The organism is Pseudomonas sp. CP-1, assembly GCF_021213715.1.
Taxonomy (GTDB): domain Bacteria; phylum Pseudomonadota; class Gammaproteobacteria; order Pseudomonadales; family Pseudomonadaceae; genus Pseudomonas; species Pseudomonas aeruginosa.
This window is the reverse complement of record NZ_JAJQKY010000030.1, coordinates 1-26611: the sequence shown is the minus strand read 5'-3', so window position 1 is coordinate 26611 and position 26611 is coordinate 1. Positions and strand designations below refer to the sequence as shown.

Sequence of the window (26611 nt, the reverse complement as noted above, 5' to 3'; positions counted from 1 at the left end):
TCGTTTTCAGGCGACGCCGCGTTGCAAGGGCACTTCGTCCAGGCCGCCTATGGCGGACAGAGCGTCCCGCATGGCACTGAGCTTAAGGCAGGTTTCGCGATACTCGTGGGCCGGTTCCGAATCGCCTACCAGACCGCAGCCGGCGAACAGGTAGCCCCGGCCCGGCGTGAGCAGGGCCGAGCGCAGCGCCACCAGGAAATCGCCGTTGCCTTCGCCGTCGAGCCAGCCCAGCGGCGCGGCGTACCAGCCACGATCCATCCCTTCGTGCTGGCGGATGTAGTCCAGCGCCGCGCTGCGTGGGTAGCCGCCCACCGCGGGGGTCGGATGCAGCGCCTGCAGCAGCCGCAGGATGCCGCCTGCGTCGGCGAGGCGGGCGCGGATCGGCGTGTTCAGGTGCTGGACTCGCGCCAGTCGTTTCAGGCCAGGCGCATCGGGGATTTCCAGCGCCTCGCTGAAGGGTTCCAGGGCCGTACGGATCGCCTCCACCACCAACTGGTGTTCGTGCCTGTCCTTGGCGCTGTCCAGCAGGGCCTGTCCGAGCCACGCATCTTCCTGGGCGTCGCCGCCGCGGGCGATGGTCCCGGCCAGGGCATGGGTGAGTGCCTCGCCGGCGCGAATGCGGACCAGGCGTTCCGGGGAGGCGCCGAGGAAGCAGGCGTTGCCGCGGCGACAGGCGAACAGCTGGGCGTCGGCATGTTGCAGACGCAGGTGTTCGATGACCTGCCACGGCTCGATGTCGCCGAGAGGCCGGGCCTGGGTGCGGGCCAGCACGACCTTGCCGAAGCGTCCCTGGCGGACACTGCTTACCGCGTCGCTCACCTTGGCTTCCCATTGCCTGCGCTCCTGCGCCGAAGCGTCGCCCTGCGCGCCAGCGGTCGGCCCCGGGGGCCGGCGCCTGGCCGGCTGCCTCAGGCGCAGTAGCGCCGAGCAGTGGTAGGCGGCCAGGGCCAGGGCATCTTCGCCGGGCTTGGCCAGGTGTTGGCAGAGTACCCGGTAGCGTTCGCCCTCGCGCAGCACGGTGATGCCGGCGAGCATCAGGCTGGCATCGGCGAAGGCTTGCCAGTGTTCCTCGCGCGGGCCGCGCGGGCCGCGCGGATCGAAGCGGAATCCGCCGCACAGGCGCGGCGCCAGCGGGCCCTCGACCACGGCGTCGGCGCAGAGCAATTGCCAGTTTTCCTCGATCCGGGCGAAGCGCTGTTCGCCGTGGCCTTGCAGCTCCAGGGCGCAGCCCCAGGCGAAGAACGCCAGCTCGGGCTGTTCCCAGTACAGGCAGGGCGTTTGCCGGTCGTCCCAGGCACCGAATACCTGCAGCGGGTCCAATGGGTCGATCTCGAACGACGCCGCCACCAGCACCGGACGATCGAGCGCCTGCGCCTGGCCGATGGCGCGCTCGAAGGTGCCGCGCAAGGCGTGCAGGCACTGGCTCAGGGGCGCCAGCCGGCTCATGCGGCACCCCGTGTCTGGCGCCAGTACTTGATCTGCTCGGCGATGTACCAGTGGATGATCTGCGCGAACAGTCCCTCGACGAAGGGCGCGTCGAGTCCGTTTTCCTCGGCCCAGCGGGCGCGCTCGGGGAGCATCGCGGCGACCCGCTCGGGCGCCGGAATCGCCGCTTCGCTGGCCTTGAAGCGCGACGCCGCCTTGACGTAGTCCATGCGGCGGCCGAGGGCCTGGACGATATCCAGGTCGATCCGGTCGATGGCCTCGCGGATGTCCGCCAGGCCGGTGCAGTCTTCGGGAGTTTTCATCATGCAACCTCTCGGGAAAGGGCGTCGGGATGTGCGAGGCGGCGCAGCAGGTGCTCGATCACCGCGTCGCGCCTCTCGCTCAGGTAGAAGTGGCCGCCAGGAAAGCGCCGCAGCCTGGCGGGAGCCCGGCTGGCGTCGCTCCAGGCCTGCGCCTCGGCCGCGCTGACTTCCTCGTCGTGCTCGCCGAGGAGGACGTCGAGGGCGCAGGCCAGGGCGATGGGCTGCGCCCGTCGGTAGGTCTCGATTGCCTGGTAGTCGGCGCGCAGGATCGGCAGGAACAGCGCGCGCAGGTCGGCGTCCTCGAGTAGCTCGCTGGCGCCACCCTGGCGGCGGACGTCCTCCAGCAGCGCCGCCTCGTCGCCGCGGTGCAATGCGCCGCCGCGTTGCCGGTGCGGTGCCGGATGGGCGGAGACGAACAGGTTGCGCAGCGGCGCGCCGGCGCTTTCCAGGCGCAGGGCGGTTTCGTAGGCCAGCGCCGCGCCGAGACTGTGGCCGAACAGCGCCAGGGGCGCGTCGGCGAAATCGCGCAGGGCGAGGGCGGCGCCGTCGGCGAGGTCCTCCAGGCGGGTGGTCGGCGCCTCGTTGAAGCGGTCCTCGCGACCCGGGTACTGCAGGGCAAGCAGGTCGATGTCTGGTGGCAGGCGTTCGCTCCAGCTACGGAAGAAGCTGGCGCTGCCGCCTGCATGGGGGAAGCAGGCCAGGCGCAGGCGCGGCATCGGCGTCAGGCGGAACGGCCGGACCCAGGCGGCGCTCATGCGCGGGCCTCCAGCTCGCGGCGCAGGCGCTCGCGCAGGTCCTTCTTGCTGATCTTGCCGATGCCGGTCTGGGGGAAGGCCGGAACCAGCTCGATGCGGTCCGGCACCTTGAACGCGGCCAGCCCGCAGGCGTGCAGGTATTGCTTCAGCTTCAGCGCCGAGGGCGCCGGCTGGCGCGGGATGACGAAGGCGCAGGTGCGCTCGCCGAGCAGGCTGTCGGGCATCGCCACGACGGTGGCGTCGTGCACCTGCGGATGGGCGATCAGCAGGTTCTCCACCTCTTCCGCGGCGATCTTCTCGCCGCCGCGGTTGATCTGGTCCTTGTCGCGGCCCTCCACCACCAGGTAGCCGTCCTTGTCGCGGCTGACCCGGTCGCCGGTGCGGTAGAAGCCGTCCGCGCTGAAGGCCTTGGCGTTGTGTTCGGGCAGGCGGTAGTAGCCGCGGATGGTGTAGGGACCGCGCACGGTCAGTTCGCCGACCTCGCCGGGGCCGACCTCGCGGCCCTCGGCGTCGACCACCCGCACTTCGTCGTCCGGCGACAGCGGCCGGCCCTGGGTATGCAGCACGCGTTCGGGCGGATCGTCCAGGCGGGTGTAGCAGATCAGCCCCTCGGCCATTCCCAGCACCTGTTGCAACTGGCAGCCGAGCACCGGTGCGACGCGTTGCGCGGCACTGCTGCCGAGCCTGGAACCGCCGACCTGGAGCAGACGCAGGCTGGATAGATCGGCGCGGCGGCTTTCCTGGGCATCCAGCCAGAGCATCGCCAGCGGCGGTACCAGGGCGGTGTGGGTGACCCGTTCACGGGCGATCAGGGCGAAGCAATGCTCGGGATCGGCGCGCTGGCTGACCACCACGCGGCCGCCGGCCAGCAGCGTGCCGATCACTCCGGGGCAGCAGAGGGTGAAGTTGTGCGCCATCGGCAACCCGGTGAGGTACACCGTGTGCTCGTCGAAGCCGCAGACCTCGGCGCTGGCGCGGACGTTGTAGAGATACTCGCGATGACGCCGGGGAATCAGCTTCGGCGTGCCGGTGGTGCCGCCGGACAACTGGAAGCAGGCGATATCCTCGGCGCGGGCGGCGCATTCTTCCAGCGCGTCGGCCTGGTACAGCGGTGCCAGCGCTTGCAGCGGCGCCTCGGCCTCGCCGTGGATCAGCGCCATCCGGCAGGCGCCGCTGGCGAGCAGCTCACGGGCCATCGGCCGTGGGTCGAAGCCGTCGATCCGTTCGGCGCCGATGTAGGCCTTGGCCTCAGCGAAGCGGCAGAAACCGCTGATCTCATGCTGGCGATGGGCGGGGAGGGCGAGCACCGGGCGTACGCCGAGCTGGAACAGGGCGAAGCAGGTCTCGACGAAGGCGATGCCGTTGGGCAGGTGCAGCACTACCGTGTCGCCATGTGCGAGGCCGGCCTGGCGCAGTCCGGCTGCCAGGCGGCGGCAGCGCTGGAGCAGGTCGGCATAGCTGAGCCGCTGGTCGTCGTCGCAGAGCGCGATCCGCCGCGGATGGCGCGCGGCGCTGGCGGCCAGGGCTTCGGCGAAGTTCTGGTCCTGCCAGTGGCCGGCGTCGAGATAGCGGCGGACGAAGGCGGCGGGCCAGTCGGGGGCGTCGTCGACGGCCGATGGGGTGGCGGGCGAGGAAGTCATGCGATCTCCGTGGATGCGGTCGATTGCCATTGCTGGGAAATGAGATTTATTATCATTGGCGGGCGGCAGGGACCGCGCAAGCCCGCGCCTTTCGATTGCGGGGCTTTTTCATTCGCTGCAGGGGCGGAGTGCAGGGCGCTTTGTCCATCTCCGCTAAAAAGTCCCCCTGCCCCCACGTATCCAGGAAGGCGTCGCCGCGTCGGCAGCGCCCGGGCTACAGGAAAACCTGATGACCATCACCATCATTGCTCCGCCACAGGCCGATGCCGCCGCGCCGGCACCGGGCAACCGGCCCGGCGTCGCGCACATCGATCCGAACATGAAGCTGGTGACCGGAACCTTCTGTTCGGCCAGCGAGGACTGGTTCGAGGAACCGCTGGAGCGCGGCCTGCGCCTGATCCTCGTGCAGAGCGGCCAGTTGCGCTGCCGGATCCCCGGCCAGCCCGAGCACCTCATCGAGGGGCCGAGCCTGTGCACCATCGCCAACGACGGCGACTTCACCTCGGCGCAGATCTACGGCACCGACAAGCCGTTGCGCTACACCATCGTCCAGCTCGGCGTCGAAGCCCTGGACAGCCGCCTCGGCTGGCTGCCCGAGCAACTGATACGCCGCCCCGGCGGCGATCCGCGGATCATGAGCTGCCCGGCGCCGCGGGCGATGCAGGCGTTGGCCTCGCAGATCGCCACCTGCCAGATGCTCGGTCCGACCCGCGATCTCTACCTCGGCGGCAAGGCCCTGGAGTTGGCCGCGCTCAGCGCCCAGTTCCTTTCCGGCGAGGGGCGCCCCGTCGAGGAGCCGCGCATCACCTGCTCGGAGGTCGAGCGCATCCACGCCGCCCGCGACCTGCTGGTCGGCGCCTTGCAGGAGCCGCCGTCGCTGGACACGCTGGCCAGCCGCGTGGGCATGAACCCGCGCAAGCTGACCGCCGGCTTCCGCAAGGTATTCGGCGCCAGCGTATTCGGCTACCTGCAGGAGTACCGCCTGCGCGAGGCGCACCGGATGCTCTGCGACGAAGAGGCGAACGTCTCCACGGTGGCCTACCGGGTGGGCTACAGCCCGGCGCATTTCTCCATCGCTTTCCGCAAGCGCTACGGCATCTCCCCCAGCGAGATCCGCTGAGTCTCCGCGACGACCCCCGACCCGGCCACGGGAGGGGCGTCGCCGCTGCGGGATGACGCTGCATCTAACGAAACAGTCCGGCTGTCTAAAGCATTGCCGGCCAGGCCTCCCAGGCAAGTGAGATAAGGTCGCATTTGATAATCGTTGCCAGGAACTGGCAACCGACTTCAGATGCTTGCCCTAGGGAGCCCCCATGGATCTGCCCCCCGATTCCCGTACCGCCCTGCGCGACTGGCTGACCGAGCAGCTCGCCGACCTGCTCGGCGAACCGCTTGCCGACGTGCGCGCCCTGGCGGACGACGACGACCTGCTGGGCTGCGGCCTCGACTCGATCCGCCTGATGTACCTGCAGGAACGCCTGCGCGCGCGTGGCTCGACGCTGGACTTCGCCCAGTTGACGCAGCGCCCCTGCCTGGGGGCCTGGCTCGACCTGCTGGCCTGCGCGGACCGGCTGTCCGCCCCGACAACGGTCGCGCTGCCGGCGGCGCAGGATCGCGACCAGCCGTTCGAGCTGTCTTCCGTGCAGCAGGCCTACTGGCTGGGACGTGGCGCCGGCGAGGTGCTGGGCAACGTCAGCTGCCATGCCTTCCTGGAATTCCGCGCGCGGGATGTCGACCCGCAGCGCCTGGCCGCGGCGGCGGAGTGCGTGCGTCAACGCCACCCGATGCTGCGGGCGCGCTTCTTCGACGGTCGCCAGCAGATCCTTCCGACGCCGCCGCTGTCCTGCTTCGACCTGCAGGACTGGCGCACTTTGCAGGTGGACGAGGCCGAGCGCGACTGGCAGGCGCTGCGCGACTGGCGCGCCCATGAATGCCTGGCGGTGGAGCGTGGCCAGGTGTTCCTGCTCGGGCTGGTGCGCATGCCGGGCGGCGAGGATCGCCTCTGGCTGAGTCTCGACCTGCTTGCCGCCGATGTCGAAAGCCTGCGCCTGCTGCTGGCCGAACTGGGCGTTGCCTACCTGGCGCCGGAGTGCCTGGCGGAGCCGCCGGCGCTGCATTTCGCCGACTACCTGGCGCGCCGTGCGGCGCAACGCGCCGAGGCCGCGGCGCGGGCCCGCGACTACTGGCTGGAACGCCTGCCGCGCTTGCCGGACGCGCCGGCCCTGCCATTGGCCTGCGCGCCGGAAAGCATCCGCCAGCCGCGCACCCGGCGCCTGGCATTCCAGCTTTCCGCCGGCGAGAGCCGGCGCCTGGAGCGTCTTGCCGCGCAGCATGGCGTGACCTTGTCCAGCGTGTTCGGCTGCACCTTCGCGCTGGTCCTGGCGCGCTGGAGCGAAAGCGCGGAATTTCTCCTCAACGTGCCGTTGTTCGATCGGCATGCCGACGACCCGCGTATCGGCGAAGTGATCGCCGACTTCACCACCCTCTTGCTGCTGGAGTGCCGGATGCAGGCCGGGGTGTCCTTCGCCGAGGCGGTGAAGAGCTTCCAGCGCAACCTCCACGGAGCCATCGACCACGCCGCATTCCCCGCCCTGGAGGTGCTCCGCGAGGCGCGCCGGCGGGGCCAGCCGCGCTCGGCGCCGGTGGTGTTCGCCAGCAACCTGGGCGAGGAGGGCTTCGTCCCGGCGGCCTTCCGCGACGCTTTCGGCGATCTCCACGACATGCTCTCGCAGACCCCGCAGGTCTGGCTCGACCACCAGCTCTACCGGGTGGGCGACGGTATCCTGCTGGCCTGGGACAGCGTCGTCGGCCTGTTCCCCGAAGGTCTGCCGGAAACCATGTTCGAAGCCTACGTGGGGCTGCTCCAGCGTCTCTGCGACAGCGCCTGGGAGCAGCCCGCCGATCTGCCGTTGCCCTGGGCGCAGCAGGCGCGCCGGGCCCTGCTCAACGGCCAGCCGGCATGCGCCACGGCGCGCACCCTGCATCGCGACTTCTTCCTTCGCGCCGCCGAGGCGCCGGATGCTGACGCGCTGCTCTATCGCGACCAACGTGTCACCCGCGGCGAACTGGCCGAGCGTGCGCTGCGCATCGCCGGCGGCCTGCGCGAAGCCGGGGTGCGCCCCGGCGACGCGGTCGAGGTCAGCCTGCCGCGCGGACCGCAGCAGGTCGCGGCGGTATTCGGTGTGCTCGCCGCAGGCGCCTGCTACGTGCCGCTGGACATCGACCAGCCGCCCGCACGGCGGCGCCTGATCGAAGAGGCCGCCGGGGTATGCCTGGCGATCACCGAGGAGGACGATCCGCAGGCCTTGCCGCCGCGCCTGGATGTCCAGCGCCTGCTGCGCGGCCCGGCGCTGTCCGCCCCCGTGCCGCTGGCGCCGCAGGCGAGTGCCTATGTGATCTACACCTCGGGCTCCACCGGGGTGCCCAAGGGCGTCGAGGTCAGCCACGCGGCGGCGATCAATACCATCGACGCGCTGCTCGACCTGCTGCGGGTGGACGCATCGGATCGCTTGCTGGCGGTCTCCGCACTGGACTTCGATCTGTCGGTCTTCGACCTGTTCGGCGGCCTCGGCGCCGGTGCCAGCCTGGTCCTGCCGGCCCAGGAACAGGCGCGCGATGCCGCCGCCTGGGCGGAGGCTATCCAGCGGCATGCGGTGAGCCTGTGGAACTCGGCGCCGGCCTTGCTGGAGATGGCCCTCAGCCTGCCGGCGAGCCAGGCCGACTATCGCAGTCTGCGGGCGGTGCTGCTGTCCGGCGACTGGGTGGCCCTGGACCTGCCCGGCCGCCTGCGCCCACGTTGTGCCGAAGGCTGCCGCCTGCATGTGCTGGGTGGCGCTACCGAAGCGGGCATCTGGTCGAACCTGCAGAGCGTCGATACGGTGCCGCCGCACTGGCGTTCGATTCCCTACGGCCGGCCATTGCCGGGACAGGCCTACCGGGTGGTCGACGCCCACGGGCGCGACGTGCCGGACCTGGTGGTCGGCGAGCTGTGGATCGGCGGCGCCAGCCTGGCCCGCGGCTATCGCAACGATCCCGAACTCAGCGCCCGGCGCTTCGTCCACGATGCTCAGGGCCGCTGGTATCGCACCGGCGATCGCGGTCGCTACTGGGGCGACGGTACCCTGGAATTCCTCGGTCGGGTCGACCAGCAGGTGAAAGTGCGCGGCCAGCGCATCGAGTTGGGCGAGGTGGAGGCCGCGCTGTGCGCCCAGGTTGGCGTGGAGAGCGCCTGCGCGGCGGTGCTCGGCGGTGGCGTGGCGAGCCTCGGCGCGGTGCTGGTACCGCGCCTGGCGCCACGGGCCGAAGGCTCCATGGAACTACCGGCCGCACAGCCCTTTGCCGGCCTGGCAGAGGCCGAGGCGGTACTCACCCGGGAAATCCTCGGCGCGCTGCTGGAGGCGCCGCTGGAGCTAGACGACGGTTTGCGCCGGCGCTGGCTGGACTGGCTAGCGGACTCCGCCGCCAGCGCGCTGCCGCCGCTCGACGAGGCGTTGCGCCGGCTCGGCTGGCAGGCCGCGGGGCTGACCGCGATGGGCAACGCTCTGCGCGGCCTGCTCGCCGGCGAACAGGTGCCGGCCGCGCTGCTCCTCGATCCCTGGCTGGCGCCGCAGGCGGTGGCCGCGCGCCTGCCGGACGGCCGCGAGGCCCTGGCGCGCCTGCTCGAAGCGCTGCCGACTCCGGCTGCCGGCGAACGCCTGCGGGTGGCGGTGTTGGATACCCGCGCCGGGCTCTGGCTCGACCAGGGCATGGCCTCGCTGTTGCGCCCGGGGCTGGAACTGACCCTCTTCGAACGCAGCCGCGTCCTCCTCGACGCCGCCGCCACCCGCTTGCCGGAACGGATCGTGGTGCAGGCGCTGGATGACGGCCTGCTACCTGCCGAGCACCTCGGTCGCTACGACCGGGTGATCAGCTTCGCCGCGCTGCACGCCTACGAGGCCAGCCGCGAAGGCCTGGCGCTGGCGGCGGCGCTGCTGCGCCCGCAGGGCCGCCTGTTGCTGGTGGACCTGCTATGCGAGTCGCCACTGGCGCTGCTCGGTGCGGCCTTGCTCGACGACCGGCCGCTGCGCCTGGCGGAGCTGCCGAGCCTGTTGGCCGATCTCGCCGCTGCGGGACTGGCGCCGCGTTGCCTGTGGCGCAGCGAACGGATCGCCCTGGTCGAGGCGCTGGCGCCGGGGCTCGGGCTCGACGCCGCCGCGCTCCAGGCCGGCCTGGAGCAACGCCTGCCCCAGGCGATGCGGCCCGAACGCCTGTGGTGCCTGCCAAGCCTGCCGTTGAACGGCAATGGCAAGGTCGATCGTCGCCGCCTGGCCGAGAGCATGACCCGCGCACTCGGCGAGTGTCGTCACGAGCCCTCGGCGGAGGAGCCGCTGGAAGCCCATGAGCAGGCGCTGGCCGAGTGCTGGGAAGCGGTCCTCAAACGCCCGGTGCGTCGTCGCGAGGCGAGCTTCTTCAGCCTCGGCGGCGACAGCCTGCTGGCGACCCGCCTGCTGGCCGGCATACGTGAGCGTTTCGGCGTACGCCTGGGCATGGCCGACTTCTATCGCCAGCCGACCCTGGCCGGTCTTGCCCGCCACTTGCAGGCGCAGACCGTCGAAATCGAGGAAACCCAACTGGAAGAGGGCGTGCTATGAGCCTCGGCGAACTGCTGGAAACCTGCCGCAGCCGGCGCATCGAACTCTGGAGCGAGGCGGGCCGCCTGCGCTATCGCGCCCCCCAGGGCGCCCTCGACGCCGGCCTCGCCGAGCGCCTGCGGGCCGAGCGCGAGGCTCTGCTGGAACACCTGGAGGGCGGCCCTGGCTGGCGCGCCGAACCCGACCTGGCCCACCAGCGCTTCCCGCTGACCCCGGTGCAGGCCGCCTACGTGCTGGGCCGCCAGGCGGCCTTCGACTACGGCGGTAACGCCTGCCAGCTGTACGCCGAGTACGACTGGCCGGCCGACACCGATCCGGCGCGCCTGGAGGCGGCCTGGAACGCCATGGTCGAGCGCCACCCGATGCTGCGCGCGGTGATCGAGGACAACGCCTGGCAGCGCGTGCTGCCCGAGGTGCCCTGGCAGCGGCTGACCGTACATGCCTGCGCGGGGCTCGACGAGGCCGCTTTCCAGGCGCACCTGGAGCGGGTCCGCGAACGCCTCGACCACGCCTGCGCGGCGCTCGACCAGTGGCCGGTCCTGCGCCCCGAGCTGAGTATCGGCCAGGATGCCTGCGTGCTGCACTGCTCGGTGGATTTCACCCTGGTCGACTACGCCAGCCTGCAATTGCTGCTTGGCGAATGGCGCCGCCGCTATCTCGATCCGCAATGGACGGCGGAACCGCTGGAGGCGACCTTCCGCGACTATGTCGGCGTCGAGCAGCGTCGACGCCAGTCGCCGGCCTGGCAGCGCGACCGCGACTGGTGGCTGGCGCGCCTCGACGCGCTGCCGGGGCGTCCCGACCTGCCGCTGCGGGCGCAGCCGGACACCCGGTCCACGCGCTTCCGGCACTTCCACGCGCGCCTCGACGAGGCCGCCTGGCAGGCGCTCGGCGCGCGCGCCGGCGAACACGGCCTGAGCGCTGCCGGCGTGGCCCTGGCAGCCTTCGCCGAGACCATCGGTCGCTGGAGCCAGGCACCGGCGTTCTGTCTCAACCTGACGGTACTCAACCGGCCGCCGCTGCATCCGCAGCTGGCGCAGGTGCTCGGTGACTTCACCGCGCTCAGCCTGCTGGCGGTGGACAGCCGCCACGGCGACAGTTTCGTCGAGCGTGCCCGACGCATCGGCGAGCAGATGTTCGACGATCTCGACCACCCGACCTTCAGCGGCGTCGACCTGCTGCGCGAACTGGCGCGCCGGCGCGGTCGCGGCGCCGACCTGATGCCGGTGGTGTTCACCAGTGGCATCGGCAGCGTGCAGCGCCTGCTCGGCGATGGCGAGGCGCCGCGCGCGCCACGCTACATGATCAGCCAGACCCCGCAGGTCTGGCTGGACTGCCAGGTCACCGACCAGTTCGGCGGCCTGGAGATCGGCTGGGACATACGCCTCGGGTTGTTCCCCGAGGGCCAGGCGGAAGCCATGTTCGACGACTTCGTCGGGCTGCTCCGGCGCCTGGCGCAGAGCCCGCGCGCCTGGACCGACGGTGATGCCACGGAACCCGTCGAGGCGCCGCCGCAGGCGTTGCCCGGTAGTGCCCGGAGCATCGCCGCCGGTTTCGCCGAGCGTGCCCTGCTGTCCCCCGACGCCACGGTGATCCACGATGCCGTCGGCAGCTACAGCTATCGCCAGGTCGCCCAGCACGCCAGCGCCCTGCGCCGCGTCCTGGAAGCGCACGGCGCGGGCCGTGGCCGGCGGGTCGCGGTGATGCTGCCGAAAAGCGCCGCGCAACTGATCGCGGTGATCGGCATCCTCCAGGCCGGTGCCGCCTATGTGCCGGTGGACATCCGCCAGCCGTTGCTGCGGCGCCAGGCGATCCTCGCCAGCGCCGAAGTGGTCGCGCTGGTCTGCCTGGAAAGCGATGTCCCGGACGCCGGCTGCGCCTGCGTGGCTATCGACCGGCTGGCCGCCGACAGCGACTGGCCGCCACCGCCCGCGGCGGAGGTGGCGGCGGACGACCTCGCCTACGTGATCTACACCTCCGGCTCCACCGGCACGCCCAAGGGCGTGATGCTCAGCCATGCGGCGGTGAGCAACACGCTGCTCGACATCAACCAGCGCTACGGCGTCGACGCCAACGACCGCGTCCTCGGCCTCGCCGAGCTGAGCTTCGACCTCTCGGTCTACGACTTCTTCGGCGCCACCGCGGCGGGGGCCCAGGTGGTCCTGCCGGACCCGGCGCGCGGCAGCGATCCTTCGCATTGGGCGGAACTGCTGGAACGCCACGCCATCACCCTGTGGAACTCGGTGCCGGCCCAGGGCCAGATGCTCATCGATTACCTGGAGAGCGAGCCGCAACGCCACCTGCCGGGACCGCGCTGCGTGCTCTGGTCCGGTGACTGGATTCCGGTCAGCCTGCCGACCCGCTGGTGGCGGCGCTGGCCGGACAGCGCGCTGTTCAGCCTGGGCGGCGCCACCGAGGCGGCGATCTGGTCGATCGAGCAGCCGATCCGCCCGCAGCACACCGAGCTGGCCAGCATCCCTTATGGCCGCGCCCTGCGCGGGCAGAGCGTGGAAGTCCTGGATGCCCGCGGGCGGCGCTGCCCGCCGGGCGTGCGCGGCGAGATCCATATCGGCGGGGTGGGCCTGGCGCTCGGCTACGCCGGCGATCCGCAGCGCACCGCCGAACGCTTCGTCCGTCACCCCGATGGCCGTCGCCTGTATCGCACCGGCGACCTCGGCCGCTACCTGGCCGACGGCAGCATCGAGTTCCTCGGTCGCGAGGACGACCAGGTGAAGATTCGCGGCCACCGCATCGAACTGGCCGAGCTGGACGCCGCGCTGTGCGCCCATCCGCAGGTCAACCTGGCGGCCACCGTGGTGCTCGGCGAGACCCACGAGCGCAGCCTGGCCAGCTTCGTCACCCTGCATGCGCCGGCGGAGGCTGGCGAGGACCCGTGCACGGCGCTCGACACGGTGCGCCAGCGGGCGGCCCAGGCCTTGCGCCGCGACTGGGGCAGCGAGGAGGGCATCGCCGCGGCGGTGGCCGCACTCGACCGTGCCTGCCTCGCCTCGTTGGCCGCCTGGCTGGCCGGCAGCAGTCTGTTCGCCAGTGCGACGCCGCTGGACTTCGCCACCCTGTGCCAGCGCCTGGGTATCGCCGAGGCGCGCCAGCGCCTGCTGCGCCACTGGTTGCGCCAGCTGGAGGAGGGCGGCTACCTGCGCGCCGAGGGCGAGGGCTGGCTGGGCTGCGCCGAGCGTCCCGCGCAGAGTCCGGAGGACGCCTGGACGGCGTTCGCCGGCTGCGCGCCGGCGGCGCTCTGGCCGGCCGAGCTGGTCGCCTACCTGCGTGACAGCGCGCAATCCCTCGGCGAGCAACTGGCCGGGCGGATCAGCCCGGCGGCGCTGATGTTCCCGCAGGGCTCGGCGCGCATCGCCGAGGCCATGTACAGCCAGGGCCTGCATGCCCAGGCGCTGCACGAGGCGATGGCCGAGGCCATCGCCGCCATCGTCGAGCGCCAGCCGCAACGGCGCTGGCGCCTGCTGGAGCTTGGCGCCGGCACCGCCGCCGCCAGCCGCGCGGTGATCGCCCGGTTGGCGCCGCTGGTGCAGCGAGGGGCGGAGGTGGACTACCTGTTCACCGACGTTTCCAGCTACTTCCTCGCCGCCGCCCGCGAGCGCTTCGCCGACCAGCCGTGGGTACGCTTCGGCCGCTTCGACATGAACGGCGATCTTCTCGACCAGGGCGTGGCGCCGCACTCGGTGGATATCCTGCTCAGCTCCGGGGCCTTGAACAACGCGCTGGACACCCCGGCGCTGCTGGCCGGCCTGCGCGAGCTGCTGAGCGCCGACGCCTGGCTGGTGATCCAGGAACTGACGCGCGAGCACAACGAGATCAGCGTCAGCCAGAGCCTGATGATGGAAAACCCGCGCGACCTCCGCGACGAGCGCCGCCAACTGTTCGTCCACACCGGGCAATGGCTGGAGTGGCTGGCGGCACAGGGTGGCGACCTGGCTTGCGGGGTGGTGCCGCCGGGCAGCGCTCTCGACCTGCTTGGCTACGATGTCCTGCTGGCTCGCTGCAAGACCGACCGCGCCCGCCTGGAGCCGGCCGAGCTGCTGGCCTTCGTCGAAGCGCGGGTGCCGCGCTACATGCTCCCGGCGCAGTTGCGCGTGCTCGAACGCCTGCCGGTCACCGGCAACGGCAAGATCGACCGCAAGGCCCTGACCGGCTTTGCCCGCCAGCCCCAGGCGGACCTTCGGCATGGCGTCGCGCAGGCACCGGCCGACGAACTGGAGAATGCGCTGCTGGCACTCTGGCGGGAGGTGCTGGACAACCCGTCGCTGGGCGTCGAGCAAGACTTCTTCGGGGCTGGCGGCGACTCGCTGTTGATCGCCCAGTTGATCGCCCGTTTGCGCGAACGACTGGAAAGCGCCCGCCGGCATCCGTTCGATCGCCTGCTACGCTGGGCGCTCAGCCAGCCGACGCCGCGCGGCCTGGCCGAACGCCTGCGCAGCGCGCCGGAAGAGGGCCGTGGGCCAGCCCTGGCCGCGGCGCGCGGCGTCGCCCCGGCGCAGACCGGCATGTCGCGCGCACCGCTCGCCGAGGGCGCGGTGGCGCTCGACCCGCTGGTGCGCCTGGTGCCCGGCGAGGGCGTGCCGAGGGTGCTGGTCCACGAAGGCCTCGGCACGCTGCTGCCGTACCGCCCGCTGCTTCGCGCCCTGGGTGAGGGGCGGCCGTTGCTGGGCCTGGCCGTGCATGACAGCGACGCCTACCTGGCGATCCCCGCCGAGCATCTCAACGCCTGCCTCGGCCGCCGCTACGCTGAGGCGCTCCATGGCGCCGGGCTGCGTGAGGTTGACCTGCTCGGCTACTGCTCCGGCGGGCTGGTCGCCCTGGAGACCGCCAAGTCCCTGGTCCAGCGCGGGGTGCGCGTGCGCCAGCTGGATATCGTCTCCAGCTACCGGATTCCCTACCGGGTGGACGACGAGCGCCTACTGTTGTTCAGCTTCGCCGCGACCCTCGGACTGGATACCGCGGCGCTCGGCTTCCCCGCGCCGGAACGTCTCGGCCAGGCGGTGCAGGCGGCGCTCGCGCAGACACCGGAGCGCCTGGGCGCCGAGGCGCTGGCGGAGCTACCGGGCCTGGCCGATCTCGTCGCCCTGCGCGGCCGCGTGCTACAGGCGGCCAGCGGTAGCGCCGACGCCGCCAGCGTCGAACGCGACACCCTCTACCGACTGTTCTGCCACTCGGTGCGTGCCAGCCAGGCCGAGGCGCCGGAGCCCTACGTCGGCGCGCTGCGGCTGTTCGTGCCGGACGCCGGCAACCCATTGGTGCCGTGTTACGCCGAGGCCCTGGAGACCCAATGGCGGGCCGCCGCGCTCGGCGCGTGCGGCATCCACGAGGTGCCCGGCGGGCACTTCGACTGCCTGGGCGAAGCCCTGGCGCAATCCCTGTCGAAACCCATGCCAGAGGAGGCGAGCCGATGAGCGACGTCCGTTCCGTGGTGGTCGCCGGTTCCCGGTTCGGCCAGTTCTATGCCGCCGGCGTCGCCGCCGATCCGCGCTTCGTCCTGCGCGGGATCCTTGGCCAGGGCAGCCGGCGTTCGCGGGCGTTGGCCGAGCGCCTCGGGGTGGAGACCTGGTGCGAGGTCGAGGCGTTGCCTGACGATGTCCGCCTGGCCTGCGTCGCGGTCGGCGGCGCGGCACGCGGCGAGCAGGGCCCGGCGCTGGCCGAGGCGCTGATGGCGCGTGGCATCGACGTGCTGATCGAGCATCCGTTGCTGCCGCGCGAATGGCAGGACCTGCTGCGCAGCGCCGAGCGCCTGGGCCGGCGCTGCCTGCTCAACACCTTCTATCCGCAGTTGCCGGCGGTGGCGCGTTTCATCGAACTGGGCCGCCAGTTGCACCACCGGCGCGGCATCCGCCACCTGGACGCGGCCTGCGGGGTGCAGGTCGGTTTCGCCACCCTGGACATCCTCGCCGCGTTGCTGGAGGGCGTCGGCCCCTGGTCGCTGGAGTCGCCCTCGAACGACCTGTCGGCGATGCGCGGGCTATCCCTGGTGTTGGCGGAAGTGCCGTTGAGCCTGCACGTGCTCAACGAACTGGCGGCCGCCGACGATGGGCGCATGACCTTGTTGCAGCGCGTCAGCCTGACCACCGATCGCGGCACGCTGAGCCTGCTCAGCCCCCATGGCCCGTTGTTGTGGACGCCTGCGGTGGCGGTACCGGCAGAGGATGACGACGGCCTGTTCGCGTTGTTCGACGAGATAGCCGGCGAACCGCTGCCCAGCGCCCAGCTCTGGTATGCCGAACCGTGCAGCTGGGCCCAGGTGCACCAGCGCCTGTGGCCGGCGGCGGCGGCCGAGGCGCTGGCGCTGCTCGCCGACGGCGACGAGGTGCGCCGGCGCAACCAGCGCAGCCTGGAGGTCGCCGCCCTGTGGCAGCGGATCGGCGAGCGCCTTGGCTTCCCCGAGGCGCCGCCGGCGTCGCTGGCGCCGGCGAGCCTGGAACAGGTGCTGGAGCAAGCCTCGTGACCCCGGTGCTGTGGCGCCTGCTGCGCACCTATCGCTGGCGGCTGGCGGCGGCCATGGGGTTGCAGGCCCTGGCCGGGCTCTGCTCGCTGTTGCCCTGGATGCTTCTCGCCTGGCTCGCCGAGCCGCTGGCGCGCGGCCAGGCGCAGCCGGCCCTGCTGGCCCTGGTGCTGCTGGCGGTGCTGGCCTGGCTGGGCTGCCAGGCGCTGGCCGCGCACCTGGCCCACCGGGTCGACGCGGACCTCTGCAACGACCTGCGCCTGCGCCTGCTGGCGCACCTGCAACGGCTGCCGCTGGACTGGTTCGGTCGCCAGGGCCCGGACGGCGTGGCGCGCCTCGTGGAGCAGGACGTGCGGGCCCTGCACCAACTGATCGCGCACGCTCCCAACGATCTCAGCAACCTGTTGGTGGTGCCGCTCGTCGCGTTGCTCTGGCTGGCCTGGCTGCACCCCTGGCTGCTGCTGTTCTGCCTGCTGCCGCTGGTGCTGGCCGCCGCCGGCTTCCTGCTGCTGCGCTCGGTGCGCTACCGCGACCAGGTGCTGCGGCGCAACGCTGCGCTGGAAAGGCTCTCGGCGGACTATGGCGAATTCGCCCACAACCTGCTGCTGGCCCGACAGTACCCCGGCGCCGGCATACAACAGGGCGCCGAGGCGTCGGCGGCGGCCTTCGGCGAAGCGTTCGGCGCCTGGGTGAAGCGGGTCGGCCACCTCGCCGCGCTGGTCTACGTGCAGTTGTCGACGCCCTGGCTGCTGGCCTGGGTCCTGCTCGGCGCGCTGGTCCTGGATGCCCTCGGCGTGCCGCTGGCGCTCGGCCAGGCCTGTGCCTTCCTGCTCCTGCTGCGGGCCCTGGCCGCCCCGGTGCAGGCGCTCGGCCACGGCGGCGACGCGCTGCTGGGCGCGCGCGCCGCCGCCGAGCGCCTGCAGCAGGCATTCGACCAGGCGCCGTTGGCCGAGGGCCGCTCGACCCGCGAGCCGGTCGATGGCGCGGTGGCGCTGCACGGCCTGGGCCATGCCTACGAGGGCGTGGAGGTCCTGGCCGATATCGATCTGGAGCTGAAGGATGGCAGCCTGGTGGCCCTGGTCGGCCCCTCGGGCTCCGGCAAGAGCACCCTGCTGCACCTGCTGGCGCGCTACATGGACGCGCAGCGCGGCGAACTGGAGGTTGGCGGCCTGGCACTGAAGGACATGCCCGATGCCGTGCGCCACCGGCATATCGCGCTGGTCGGCCAGCAGGCGGCGGCGCTGGAGATATCCCTGGCCGACAACATCGCCCTGTTCCGCCCCGATGCCGATCTCCAGGAGATTCGCCAGGCGGCCCGTGACGCCTGCCTCGACGAGCGCATCATGGCCCTGCCGCGTGGCTACGACAGCGTGCCGGGACGCGACCTGCAACTGTCCGGCGGCGAACTGCAACGACTGGCCCTGGCCCGTGCGCTGTTATCGCCGGCGCGCCTGTTGCTGCTCGACGAGCCGACCTCGGCGCTGGATCCGCAGACCGCCCGGCAGGTCCTGCGCAACCTGCGCGAGCGTGGCGGCGGCCGGACCCGGGTGATCGTCGCCCATCGTCTGGCCGAAGTCAGCGATGCCGACCTGATCCTGGTGCTGGTCGCTGGCCGTCTGGTCGAACGCGGCGAGCACGCGGCGCTGTTGGCGGCGGACGGCGCCTATGCGCGCTTGTGGCGTGAACAGAACGGCGCGGAGGTGGCGGCATGACCCTGTTCGAACGAATGCGTGGGCTGCCCGAAGACTGCCGTGCCGCGTTGCGCCGGGCGAGCGCCTGGGCGGTCCTGGCGGCGCTGCTGGACGCCGCTTGCGGCGTATTGCTGGTGCCGCTGGTCGAGGCCTGGTTCGCCGAAGGCGCGTTGCCCTGGCGCTGGGTCGCCGCGTTGCTCGGCTTGAGCCTGGCGCAGGCGCTGTTGCAGTACCTGGCCCTGCGTCGCGGTTTCGCCGCCGGCGGCTCGCTGGCGGCTGGACTGGTGCGCAGCCTGGTGGCGCGCTTGCCGCGCCTGGCGCCGCCGGCGCTGCGCCGGGTCGCGCCGGCCGAAGGCCTGCTGCGCGGCCCGGTGATGCAGGCGATGGGCATTCCGGCGCACCTGCTGGGGCCGCTGATCGCCGCGATGGTGACGCCGCTCGGGGTGATCCTCGGGCTGTTCCTGATCGACCCGTCCATCGCCCTCGGCCTGCTCCTTGCCGGTGCCGTCCTCGCCGCGCTGTTGCGCTGGAGCGGGCGGCGCAATCTGGCGGCGGAGGATGCCCGGCTGGCCGCCGAGCGCGACGCCGCACGGCAGTTGCAGGCGTTCGCCGAACGCCAGCCGCTGCTGCGCGCGGCGCAGCGCGAAAGCGTCGCCCGCCAGGGGCTGGAAGAGGCCTTGCGCAGTCTCCACCGCAGCACCCTGGATCTGTTGCGGCGCAGCCTGCCCAGCGGCCTCGGCTTCGCCCTGGCGGTGCAGGCGGCGTTCGCCTTCGCCCTGCTCGGCGGCGCCTGGGCGGTGGAGCGGCAATGGCTGGACGGCGCTCGGCTGGTGGCCGTGCTGGTGCTGCTGGTGCGCTTCATCGAGCCGCTGGCCCAGCTCACCCATCTCGACCAGGCGTTGCGCGGCGCCTGGCAGGCGCTGGATACCCTGCTGCGGGTTTTCGCCCTGGCTCCGCTGCGCAGTCCCGAGCCGGGCGAGCGGCCGCACGACGCCAGCCTGGCGGCCGAGGCCGTGGAATTGCGTCTGGAAGATGGCCGCGCCTTGCTCGAGGACATTTCCCTGAGGCTGGAGCCGGGTTCGCTGAACGTCCTCGTCGGACCCTCCGGGGCCGGCAAGAGCAGCCTGCTGGCGCTGCTCGGGCGGCTCTACGACGTCGATGCCGGGCGTGTCCTGCTGGGTGGCGTGGATATCCGCCGGTTGAGCGAAACGACCCTCGCCGCCAGTCGCAACCTGGTGTTCCAGGACAACGGCCTGTTCCGCGGCAGCGTTGCCTGGAACCTGCGCATGGCGCGAGCGGACGCCGATCTCGAAGCGCTGCGCGAGGCGGCGCGGGCGGTTGGCCTGCTGGAAGAGATCGAGGCCTGGCCGCAGGGCTGGGACAGCGATGTCGGCCCCGGCGGCGCGCTGCTGTCCGGCGGCCAGCGGCAACGCCTGTGCCTGGCTCGCGGGCTGCTCTCGGCAGCGCCGTTGCTGCTGCTCGACGAGCCCACCGCCAGCCTCGATGCCGCCAGCGAGGCGCAGGTGCTGCGCAGCCTGCTCGGGTTGCGCGGCCGGCGCACCCTGCTGGTAGTGACCCACCGCCCGGCGCTGGCGCGTCAGGCCGACCAGGTACTGCTGCTGGAGAAGGGGCGGCTGCGCCTGAGTGGACGTCACGCCGATCTGCTCGTCCGGGACGACTGGTATGCCGGTTTCGTCGGGCTGGCGGGCGAGGAAAGTTCCGCGACGGTCGTGGATCGATAGAGAAAGACCGGCAATCGAAAAAGCCCCGGAGACGATTTCTTCATAATGATAAGCATTATCAAATCGTATATCCCCCGAGGCTGTTCGAACGATGAAAACGGAGACGAAGGTGATCAAGGGACGCCAGGGCATCGCCCGCAATCGGCACACCCCGTTGTGCCTGGGGCTGCTGCTGGCGCTGAGTCCGCTGGCGGCGGCCGTGGCCGACGCGCGCAAGAACGGCGAGACGGAACTGCCGGACATGGTGATCAGCGGAGAAAGCACGTCTGCCACCCAGCCGCCGGGGGTGACTACCCTGGGCAAGGTGCCGCTCAAGCCGCGCGAGCTGCCGCAGTCCGCCAGCGTCATCGACCATGAGCGCCTCGAACAGCAGAATCTGTTCAGCCTCGACGAAGCCATGCAGCAGGCCACCGGGGTCACCGTGCAGCCGTTCCAGCTGCTGACCACCGCCTACTACGTGCGCGGCTTCAAGGTCGACTCCTTCGAGCTGGACGGGGTGCCGGCGCTGCTTGGCAATACTGCCAGTTCGCCGCAGGACATGGCGATCTACGAGCGGGTCGAGATCCTTCGCGGCTCCAACGGACTGCTGCATGGCACCGGCAACCCGGCGGCCACCGTCAACCTGGTGCGCAAGCGGCCGCAGCGCGAATTCGCCGCCAGCACTACCCTCAGCGCCGGGCGCTGGGACCGCTACCGCGCCGAGGTCGACGTCGGCGGCCCGCTGAGCGCCAGCGGCAACGTGCGCGGCCGAGCGGTGGCCGCCTACGAGGACCGCGACTACTTCTACGACGTGGCCGACCAGGGCACCCGCCTGCTCTACGGGGTGACCGAGTTCGACCTGAGCCCCGACACCCTGCTCACGGTCGGTGCGCAATACCAGCACATCGACTCGATCACCAACATGGCCGGGGTACCGATGGCCAAGGATGGGTCCAATCTCGGGCTGTCCCGCGACACCTACCTCGATGTCGACTGGGACCGCTTCAAGTGGGACACCTACCGCGCCTTCGGCTCCCTCGAACAGCAACTGGGCGGCGGCTGGAAAGGCAAGGTCAGCGCCGAATACCAGGAAGCCGATTCGCGCCTGCGTTACGCCGGCTCCTTCGGCGCCATCGACCCGCAGACCGGCGACGGCGGCCAACTGATGGGCGCCGCTTACAAGTTCAAGAGCATCCAGCGCAGCCTCGACGCCAACCTCAACGGGCCGGTGCGACTGTTCGGCCTGACCCACGAACTGCTCGGCGGGGTCACCTACGCCCAGGGCGAGACCCGCCAGGACACCGCACGCTTCCTCAACCTGCCGAACACCCCGGTCAATGTCTACCGCTGGGACCCGCACGGCGTGCCGCGCCCGCAGATCGGCCAGTACACTTCGCCGGGCACCACCACCACCACCCAGAAAGGCCTCTATGCCCTGGGTCGGATCAAGCTCGCCGAGCCGCTGACCCTGGTGGTCGGCGGCCGCGAAAGCTGGTGGGACCAGGACACCCCGGCCACTCGCTTCAAGCTCGGTCGCCAGTTCACGCCCTACGGCGGGCTGATCTGGGACTTCGCCAGGGACTGGTCGTGGTATGTCAGCTACGCCGAGGTCTACCAGCCGCAGGCGGATCGCCAGACCTGGAACAGCGAGCCGTTGAGCCCGGTGGAAGGCAAGACCTACGAAACCGGGATCAAGGGCGAACTGGCCGACGGCCGCCTGAACCTGTCGCTGGCGGCGTTCCGCATCGACCTGGAGAACAATCCGCAGGAAGACCCGGACCATCCGGGGCCGCCCAACAATCCGTTCTACATCAGCGGCGGCAAGGTGCGCAGCCAGGGCTTCGAGCTGGAAGGCACCGGCTACCTGACGCCCTACTGGAGTCTCTCGGCCGGCTACACCTACACCAGCACCGAGTACCTCAAGGACAGCCAGAACGACTCGGGGACGCGCTACTCCACCTTCACCCCGAGGCACCTGCTGCGCCTGTGGAGCAACTACGACCTGCCCTGGCAGGATCGGCGCTGGAGCGTCGGCGGCGGACTCCAGGCGCAGAGCGACTACAGCGTCGACTACCGTGGCGTGAGCATGCGCCAGGGCGGCTACGCACTGGTCAACATGCGCCTGGGCTACAAGATCGACGAGCACTGGACGGCGGCGGTCAACGTCAACAACCTGTTCGACCGGACCTACTACCAGAGCCTGTCCAACCCCAACTGGAACAACCGCTACGGCGAACCGCGCAGCTTCAACGTCAGCCTGCGGGGCGCGTTCTGATGCCGCGCCGGTCGGGCTTCGGCTGGGCCTGGCGGGTTCCGCTGGCGCTCGCCGGCAGCCTGGCGGCGGCGACCGCCAGCGGCTATCTGTTGACTCGCGGGCTGCCCCTGGACGACCCGCTCGAGCGTCTCTACGCCGGGCTCTTCGGCGCGCTCGGGGTGGGCTTGTTGCTGCTTGTCGGCGGGTTGCTGGCGCGTGATCCGGGCAACTTCGCCTGGCGCCTGGGCGGTAGCCTGCTGGCACTGGGCCTGGCGTTGTGGCTGTTGGCGGGGCGCGGTTGAAGTGGCGGCGCGTCCTCTCCTGCTCTCGCTGCACGGTGGCGCCGGCGCGCTGTTCGGCGTGCTGCTGTTCGTGGTGCTGTTCAGTGGCGCCTGGAGCCTTGGCCACGACGACCTGCGCGAGTGGCTGCGGGCCCCGGCGCAGGCGGGAGGAGAGGCCCTTGCGCTGGAGCGCCTGCTCGAGCGGGCGGGCGAGGAAGGCGTCGACATCGGCGATGCGACCCTGCTGCTGCCCGCTCCCGGCCATGCCGCCTTCAGCGTCTGCGATGCGCGCCTGGACTGCCGGCTGGACCTCGACCCGGCCAGCGGCCGGGTGCTGCCACCGACGCCGGCGCTGGACCTCCTGCTGAACCTGCACAAGAGCCTGTTCGTCGGCTTCCCCGGGCGGGTGCTGGTCAGCCTGTTCGGCGTATCGCTGTTGCTGCTGTGCCTGGCCGGCGTGCTGCTGCACAGCCGCCGCTGGCGCGACCTGCGGCGTTGGCGGCGGGATCGCGGGCTGCGCCTGGCGCTGTTCGACCTGCATGGCCTGATCGGCATCTGGGGACTGCCCTGGCTGCTGTTGTTCGGTTTCACCGGCGCGCTCAGCGGGCTGGGCGCTCTCGGGACCCTGCTGCTGGCGCCGGTGGCCTACCCGCAGGAACCGAACCGGGTGTTTGTCGAGTTGATGGGACCGCCGCCGCCCGCCGCCGAGGGGCGGCCGTTGGCGACCCGCATCGATCTCGACCGCCTGCTTGCCGGCGATGCCGTGCGGGCGCCCGGCTTCGTCGCCCAGCGTTTGAGCCTCAGTCATGCCGGGGATGTCGCCGGCAGCGTGGAGATCGCCGGTATCCGGCGTGGCCTGCCGAGCACCGCGAACTTCGAGCGGCACCGCTATCGGCTGGCCGACGGCACCCTACTCGGCGAGCGCAGCTCGGCGCAGCGCGGTTTCTGGCTGCGCGCCTTCATCGCCGTGCAGCCGTTGCATTTCGCCCAGTACCAGTGGCTCGGGCCGGGCTGGTCCGCCGCGTTGCGCGGCCTGCACCTGGCGATGGGCCTCGGCGCCTGCCTGCTCTGCGTCAGCGGCCTGTACCTGTGGCTGCAACGACGCGCCTCGGCGCCGGACGCCCGCGTACGGCTCTTGCAGCGCCTGAGCCAGGGTTTCTGCGCCGGCCTGGTGGCGGCGGCCGCGTTGCTCCTGCTGGGGCTGCAACTTGCGCCCTTGGAGTTGCTCGCCGGACCCTGGCCGGGGCGGCTGTTCCTTGTCCTGTGGGGCGTCGCTGGTCTGGCGGCGTTGCTGCTGCCGGGCGACTGGCCGCTGGCGCGCGGATTGCTCGGCGTCGCCGGGCTGGCCTGCCTGGCGGCCGCCGTCGCGCACCTGGCGCCCTGGCTCATGCGCGGCCGGCTGCCGGCCCTGGGCCCCGACCTCACCCTGATCCTCTGCGGCGCGCTGCTCATCCGGTACGCCTGGATGCAGGCGCGCGCCGCCGCGCCACCCGCCCACCCCCGTGTCACCGGAGACCACCATGCTTGAGCTGTATCGCCACCGCCGCCTGGTCATCACCCTGGCGTTGCTCTACCTGTCCCAGGGCATTCCCATCGGCCTGGCCATGGACGCCCTGCCCACCCTCCTGCGCCAGGATGGCGCGCCATTGCAGGCGCTGGCCTTCCTGCCCCTGGTGGGGCTGCCCTGGGTGGTCAAGTTCCTCTGGGCGCCCTGGGTCGACAACCATTGGTCGCGCCGTCTCGGCCGGCGGCGTAGCTGGATCCTGCCGATGCAATGCATCGTCCTCGCCTGCCTGCTCGGCCTGGCGACGCTCGGCCTCGGCGTGGCCAGTGCCGGTTGGGCGGTCGGCCTGCTGGCGCTGGCTTCGCTGGCCAGCGCGACCCAGGACATCGCCACCGACGGCATGGCGGCGGAGCACTTCAGCGGCGAGCTGCTGGCCAAGGTCAACGCGGTACAGATCGCCGGGGTGATGATCGGCTTCTTCGGCGGCGGCGCCGGCAGCCTGATCCTCGCCGGGCATTTCGGCCAGCGCACGGCGTTCCTGGTCATGGCCTGCGTGCCGCTGGCAAGCCTGTGCTGCGTGCTCGCCCTGGGGCGCGGCGACCCCCACGAACTCCCCCCGGCACCGGCCGCCAAGGCCAGCCTGCTGCGCTTCCTGCGTCGGCCGCTGGCGCCTTCGCTGCTGGCGCTGGCGCTGCTGTCGGCGATGACCGCGGTGTCCGGCTTCGGCCTGTCCAAGCTGTACCTCAGCGATGCCGGCTGGGCCTTGCAGGACATCGGCCGGCTGGGCATGAGCGGTGGCCTGGTCACGGTATTCCTCGGCTGCGGCGGCGGCGCCTGGCTGGTCAGGCGGATCGGCCTGTGGCGCGGTTTCGCCCTTGGCGTGGTGCTCGCCGGCTGTTCGGCGCTGCTCTGGTATCTGCAGGCCGGTCGCTGGTTGGCACTGAGCGAAGGGTTGGCGTGGACCTGCGTGCTGATCGGCTCGCTGGCTACCGGCATCACCTCGGTGGCGATCCTCACCGCGGCGATGCGCTTCGCCGGCCAGGGCGGCCAGGCCGGCACCGATGTCACCGCGGTGCAGAGCACCCGAGACCTCGGCGAGATGCTGGCGTCTTCGTTCCTGGTCAGCCTCACCGCGCAGATCGGCTATGCCGGCGGTTTCCTCACCGGCAGCGCCCTGGCGGTGCTGGCCCTGCTGCTCGCCCTGCGCCTGCAGGCCGGCGAGGGGCGCGGGGAGTGGAAGGGGCGGGCGGAAGAGGCCTGAGGCGCTGCCGATAGGCGCGCAGCGCCCGGCACCCGCACGGATGCCGCCTCTCCCGCGGACGGGAGAGGCGGGAGAGGGCAGGCGCGGTGGCCTGCCCGGTGTTGCTAGCGTGGCCGTTCCACCTGGTTGCGGTAGCTGCCGGTGATCGCTTCCAGCGCCGCGCTCTTCTCGGTCTTCGGTCGCGAAGCCGCGGCCCATTCCTCTTTTTCCCGTTCGCGGTTGGCCAGGATGATCTTGTTGGCGGTCGGCCGCCGCGCTTCTTCGTATTCGCGCAGGGCTGCGGCCACGTCGGCGTTGCGCGCCAGCGCGGCGGCCAGCTCGATGCCGTCGAGGATCGCCTGCGAAGCGCCGTTGGCGCCCATCGGATACATCAGGTGGGCGGCGTCGCCGAGCAGCGTGATGCGTCCCCGGCCCCAGTGCGGCAGCGGATCGCGGTCGACCATCGGGTACTGCAGGATCAACTGGTTGCGGGTCAGCAGGTCGCGGATGTCGAACCAGCCCAGGTCCCAGTCGGCGAAGAACGGCAACACGTCTTCCAGGCGTCCGTTGCGGTTCCAGTCGGCCTCGTTGTCGAGCTGGCCGACGGCGGCGCTCGGCACCATGCACACCCAGTTCACCAGCGACTTGCCTTCGGCCGCGTGGCGCGCCGAGATCGGATAGGCGACCAGGCGCGACCAGTGCTCGTCGTTGGCGACGATCATGGTCTTGCCGTCGAGGAAGCGGTCGAACTCGGTGACGCCGCGCCACATGGTGATCCCACCGTGGGACAGCGGCCCCTGGTCGGGATGCAGGTGCGCGCGGACCGCCGAATGGATGCCGTCGGCGCCGACCAGCACATCGGCACCGAGCGCCAGGGGCTTGCCGTGTCCGTCGCGGGCGCCGATCAGTACGCGGCCGTCGCGCTCTTCGATGCGCTCCACGCCGAGACCGGTGCGTACCGCCTGTTGGCCGAGACGCTCGCGCACCGCGGCGAGCAGGATCATCTGCAGTTCGCCGCGATGGATCGAGTACTGCGGATAGGCGTTGCCGGCTTCCACCCCGCGCGGCTCGGACCATACCGTGGCGCCGCTCTGGTCGATGTAGCGCAGCTCATGGGTGGGGATGGCGGTGGCCGCCAGCGCCGGGCCGAGGCCCAGTTCGGCGAGGGCCTCGACCGCCGCCGGCTGGATATTGATGCCGACGCCAAGGGGGCGTATCTCGCTGCTGCTTTCCAGCAGCGTGACCTTGCCGATGCCGGCCTGGTGCAGGGCCAGGGCGCAACTGAGGCCGCCGATGCCGGCGCCGGCAATGAGGATATCGATGGGTTCGCTCATGGGTGCTTCCTTTTCTCGAGTGTTCGAATCGATGGGGGTTCGGCTGGGACGGATGACCGTTTACCGCGNAGGCCGCCGATGCCGGCGCCGGCAATGAGGATATCGATGGGTTCGCTCATGGGTGCTTCCTTTTCTCGAGTGTTCGAATCGATGGGGGTTCGGCTGGGACGGATGACCGTTTACCGCGATGAAACGTCGGCGCAGCGGCGGATAACGCCGGTGGCGTTATTCGCCCTACGGCCCGGCTCCGGGGCCGTGTGGGATGAATAACCGCGTGCGGTTACCCACCGTGAAACGGGTGGGCTCCAAGGCCGCGTAGGGCGAATAACCGCTTGCGGTTATCC

Annotated in this window: 15 protein-coding genes; 10 read left to right on the top strand and 5 right to left on the bottom strand. The window is 71.4% G+C overall.

From position 1 onward, the window contains the following. Window positions 1-6 precede the first annotated feature (6 nt). From pchA to pchD, 4 genes are read right to left on the bottom strand one after another with little or no spacing between them, the layout of a single operon-like run. Window positions 7-1446, bottom strand: coding sequence for an isochorismate synthase (gene pchA / locus LT948_RS31135; RefSeq protein ID WP_218816343.1), 1440 nt, complete (start codon window positions 1444-1446; stop codon window positions 7-9). After that, window positions 1443-1748: an isochorismate lyase PchB gene (pchB, locus tag LT948_RS31130; protein WP_003106950.1), complete on the bottom strand. Its 306-nt coding sequence runs from the start codon at window positions 1746-1748 to the stop codon at window positions 1443-1445. Before pchB ends, pchA begins: the two co-directional genes overlap by 4 nt. After that, window positions 1748-2503, bottom strand: a complete 756-nt coding sequence (pchC, locus tag LT948_RS31125; protein WP_033996262.1) for a pyochelin biosynthesis editing thioesterase PchC — start codon at window positions 2501-2503, stop codon at window positions 1748-1750. The genes pchB and pchC overlap by 1 nt, the downstream gene beginning before the upstream one ends. Continuing rightward, the gene (pchD, locus tag LT948_RS31120) at window positions 2500-4143 is read right to left on the bottom strand and encodes a pyochelin biosynthesis salicyl-AMP ligase PchD (RefSeq protein ID WP_016852424.1); all 1644 of its coding nucleotides are present in this window, start codon (window positions 4141-4143) and stop codon (window positions 2500-2502) included. The genes pchC and pchD overlap by 4 nt, the downstream gene beginning before the upstream one ends. A 229-nt stretch (window positions 4144-4372) precedes the next feature. Here pchD and pchR point away from each other — a divergent pair, with 229 nt between their 5' ends. The 10 genes from pchR (at window position 4373) to LT948_RS31070 (ending at window position 24954) form a co-directional block, all read left to right on the top strand. After that, window positions 4373-5263, top strand: a complete 891-nt coding sequence (pchR, locus tag LT948_RS31115) for a pyochelin biosynthesis transcriptional regulator PchR (RefSeq protein WP_003106955.1) — start codon at window positions 4373-4375, stop codon at window positions 5261-5263. 193 nt (window positions 5264-5456) lie between these two features. Continuing rightward, window positions 5457-9773, top strand: a complete 4317-nt coding sequence (gene pchE, locus LT948_RS31110; protein WP_073656891.1) for a pyochelin non-ribosomal peptide synthetase PchE — start codon at window positions 5457-5459, stop codon at window positions 9771-9773. Then, window positions 9770-15199: a pyochelin non-ribosomal peptide synthetase PchF gene (gene pchF, locus LT948_RS31105; protein WP_096068205.1), complete on the top strand. Its 5430-nt coding sequence runs from the start codon at window positions 9770-9772 to the stop codon at window positions 15197-15199. Before pchE ends, pchF begins: the two co-directional genes overlap by 4 nt. Further along, on the top strand, window positions 15196-16245 hold the full coding sequence (gene pchG / locus LT948_RS31100) for a pyochelin biosynthesis thiazoline reductase PchG (RefSeq protein WP_003129320.1): 1050 nt from the start codon (window positions 15196-15198) through the stop codon (window positions 16243-16245). Before pchF ends, pchG begins: the two co-directional genes overlap by 4 nt. Beyond that, a complete protein-coding gene (gene pchH / locus LT948_RS31095; protein ID WP_073657133.1) occupies window positions 16242-17954 on the top strand; it encodes an ABC transporter ATP-binding protein PchH in 1713 nt (570 codons plus the stop codon). The genes pchG and pchH overlap by 4 nt, the downstream gene beginning before the upstream one ends. Then, window positions 17951-19675 carry an ABC transporter ATP-binding protein PchI gene (pchI, locus tag LT948_RS31090; protein WP_073657134.1) on the top strand — a complete coding sequence of 575 codons (1725 nt, stop codon included), beginning with the start codon at window positions 17951-17953 and terminating at the stop codon, window positions 19673-19675. Before pchH ends, pchI begins: the two co-directional genes overlap by 4 nt. Before the next feature lie 91 nt (window positions 19676-19766). Continuing rightward, window positions 19767-21929: a Fe(3+)-pyochelin receptor FptA gene (gene fptA / locus LT948_RS31085; protein WP_073657135.1), complete on the top strand. Its 2163-nt coding sequence runs from the start codon at window positions 19767-19769 to the stop codon at window positions 21927-21929. Next, the gene (locus tag LT948_RS31080; protein WP_003129326.1) at window positions 21929-22210 is read left to right on the top strand and encodes a hypothetical protein; all 282 of its coding nucleotides are present in this window, start codon (window positions 21929-21931) and stop codon (window positions 22208-22210) included. Before fptA ends, LT948_RS31080 begins: the two co-directional genes overlap by 1 nt. A gap of 1 nt (window position 22211) precedes the next feature. Then, window positions 22212-23717: a PepSY-associated TM helix domain-containing protein gene (locus LT948_RS31075; protein ID WP_023111321.1), complete on the top strand. Its 1506-nt coding sequence runs from the start codon at window positions 22212-22214 to the stop codon at window positions 23715-23717. Next, on the top strand, window positions 23710-24954 hold the full coding sequence (locus LT948_RS31070; protein WP_003112118.1) for a RhtX/FptX family siderophore transporter: 1245 nt from the start codon (window positions 23710-23712) through the stop codon (window positions 24952-24954). The genes LT948_RS31075 and LT948_RS31070 overlap by 8 nt, the downstream gene beginning before the upstream one ends. 104 nt (window positions 24955-25058) lie before the next feature. Here the strand turns inward: LT948_RS31070 and phzM are convergent, their stop codons facing one another. Next, a complete protein-coding gene (phzM, locus tag LT948_RS31065) occupies window positions 25059-26267 on the bottom strand; it encodes a pyocyanin biosynthetic protein PhzM (protein WP_003093633.1) in 1209 nt (402 codons plus the stop codon). Between the last annotated feature and the right edge of the window lie 344 nt (window positions 26268-26611).

Bases quoted from the DNA above. Each gene is read 5' to 3' on its own strand.
- pchA (WP_218816343.1), bottom strand. From the start codon at position 1,446: ATGAGCCGGCTGGCGCCCCTGAGCCAGTGCCTGCACGCCTTGCGCGGC.
- pchI (WP_073657134.1), top strand. From the start codon at position 17,951: ATGACCCTGTTCGAACGAATGCGTGGGCTGCCCGAAGACTGCCGTGCC.
- pchD (WP_016852424.1), bottom strand. From the start codon at position 4,143: ATGACTTCCTCGCCCGCCACCCCATCGGCCGTCGACGACGCCCCCGAC.
- pchR (WP_003106955.1), top strand. From the start codon at position 4,373: ATGACCATCACCATCATTGCTCCGCCACAGGCCGATGCCGCCGCGCCG.
- pchB (WP_003106950.1), bottom strand. From the start codon at position 1,748: ATGAAAACTCCCGAAGACTGCACCGGCCTGGCGGACATCCGCGAGGCC.
- fptA (WP_073657135.1), top strand. From the start codon at position 19,767: ATGAAAACGGAGACGAAGGTGATCAAGGGACGCCAGGGCATCGCCCGC.
- phzM (WP_003093633.1), bottom strand. From the start codon at position 26,267: ATGAGCGAACCCATCGATATCCTCATTGCCGGCGCCGGCATCGGCGGC.
- LT948_RS31070 (WP_003112118.1), top strand. From the start codon at position 23,710: ATGCTTGAGCTGTATCGCCACCGCCGCCTGGTCATCACCCTGGCGTTG.
- pchE (WP_073656891.1), top strand. From the start codon at position 5,457: ATGGATCTGCCCCCCGATTCCCGTACCGCCCTGCGCGACTGGCTGACC.
- LT948_RS31080 (WP_003129326.1), top strand. From the start codon at position 21,929: ATGCCGCGCCGGTCGGGCTTCGGCTGGGCCTGGCGGGTTCCGCTGGCG.
- pchC (WP_033996262.1), bottom strand. From the start codon at position 2,503: ATGAGCGCCGCCTGGGTCCGGCCGTTCCGCCTGACGCCGATGCCGCGC.
- pchF (WP_096068205.1), top strand. From the start codon at position 9,770: ATGAGCCTCGGCGAACTGCTGGAAACCTGCCGCAGCCGGCGCATCGAA.
- pchG (WP_003129320.1), top strand. From the start codon at position 15,196: ATGAGCGACGTCCGTTCCGTGGTGGTCGCCGGTTCCCGGTTCGGCCAG.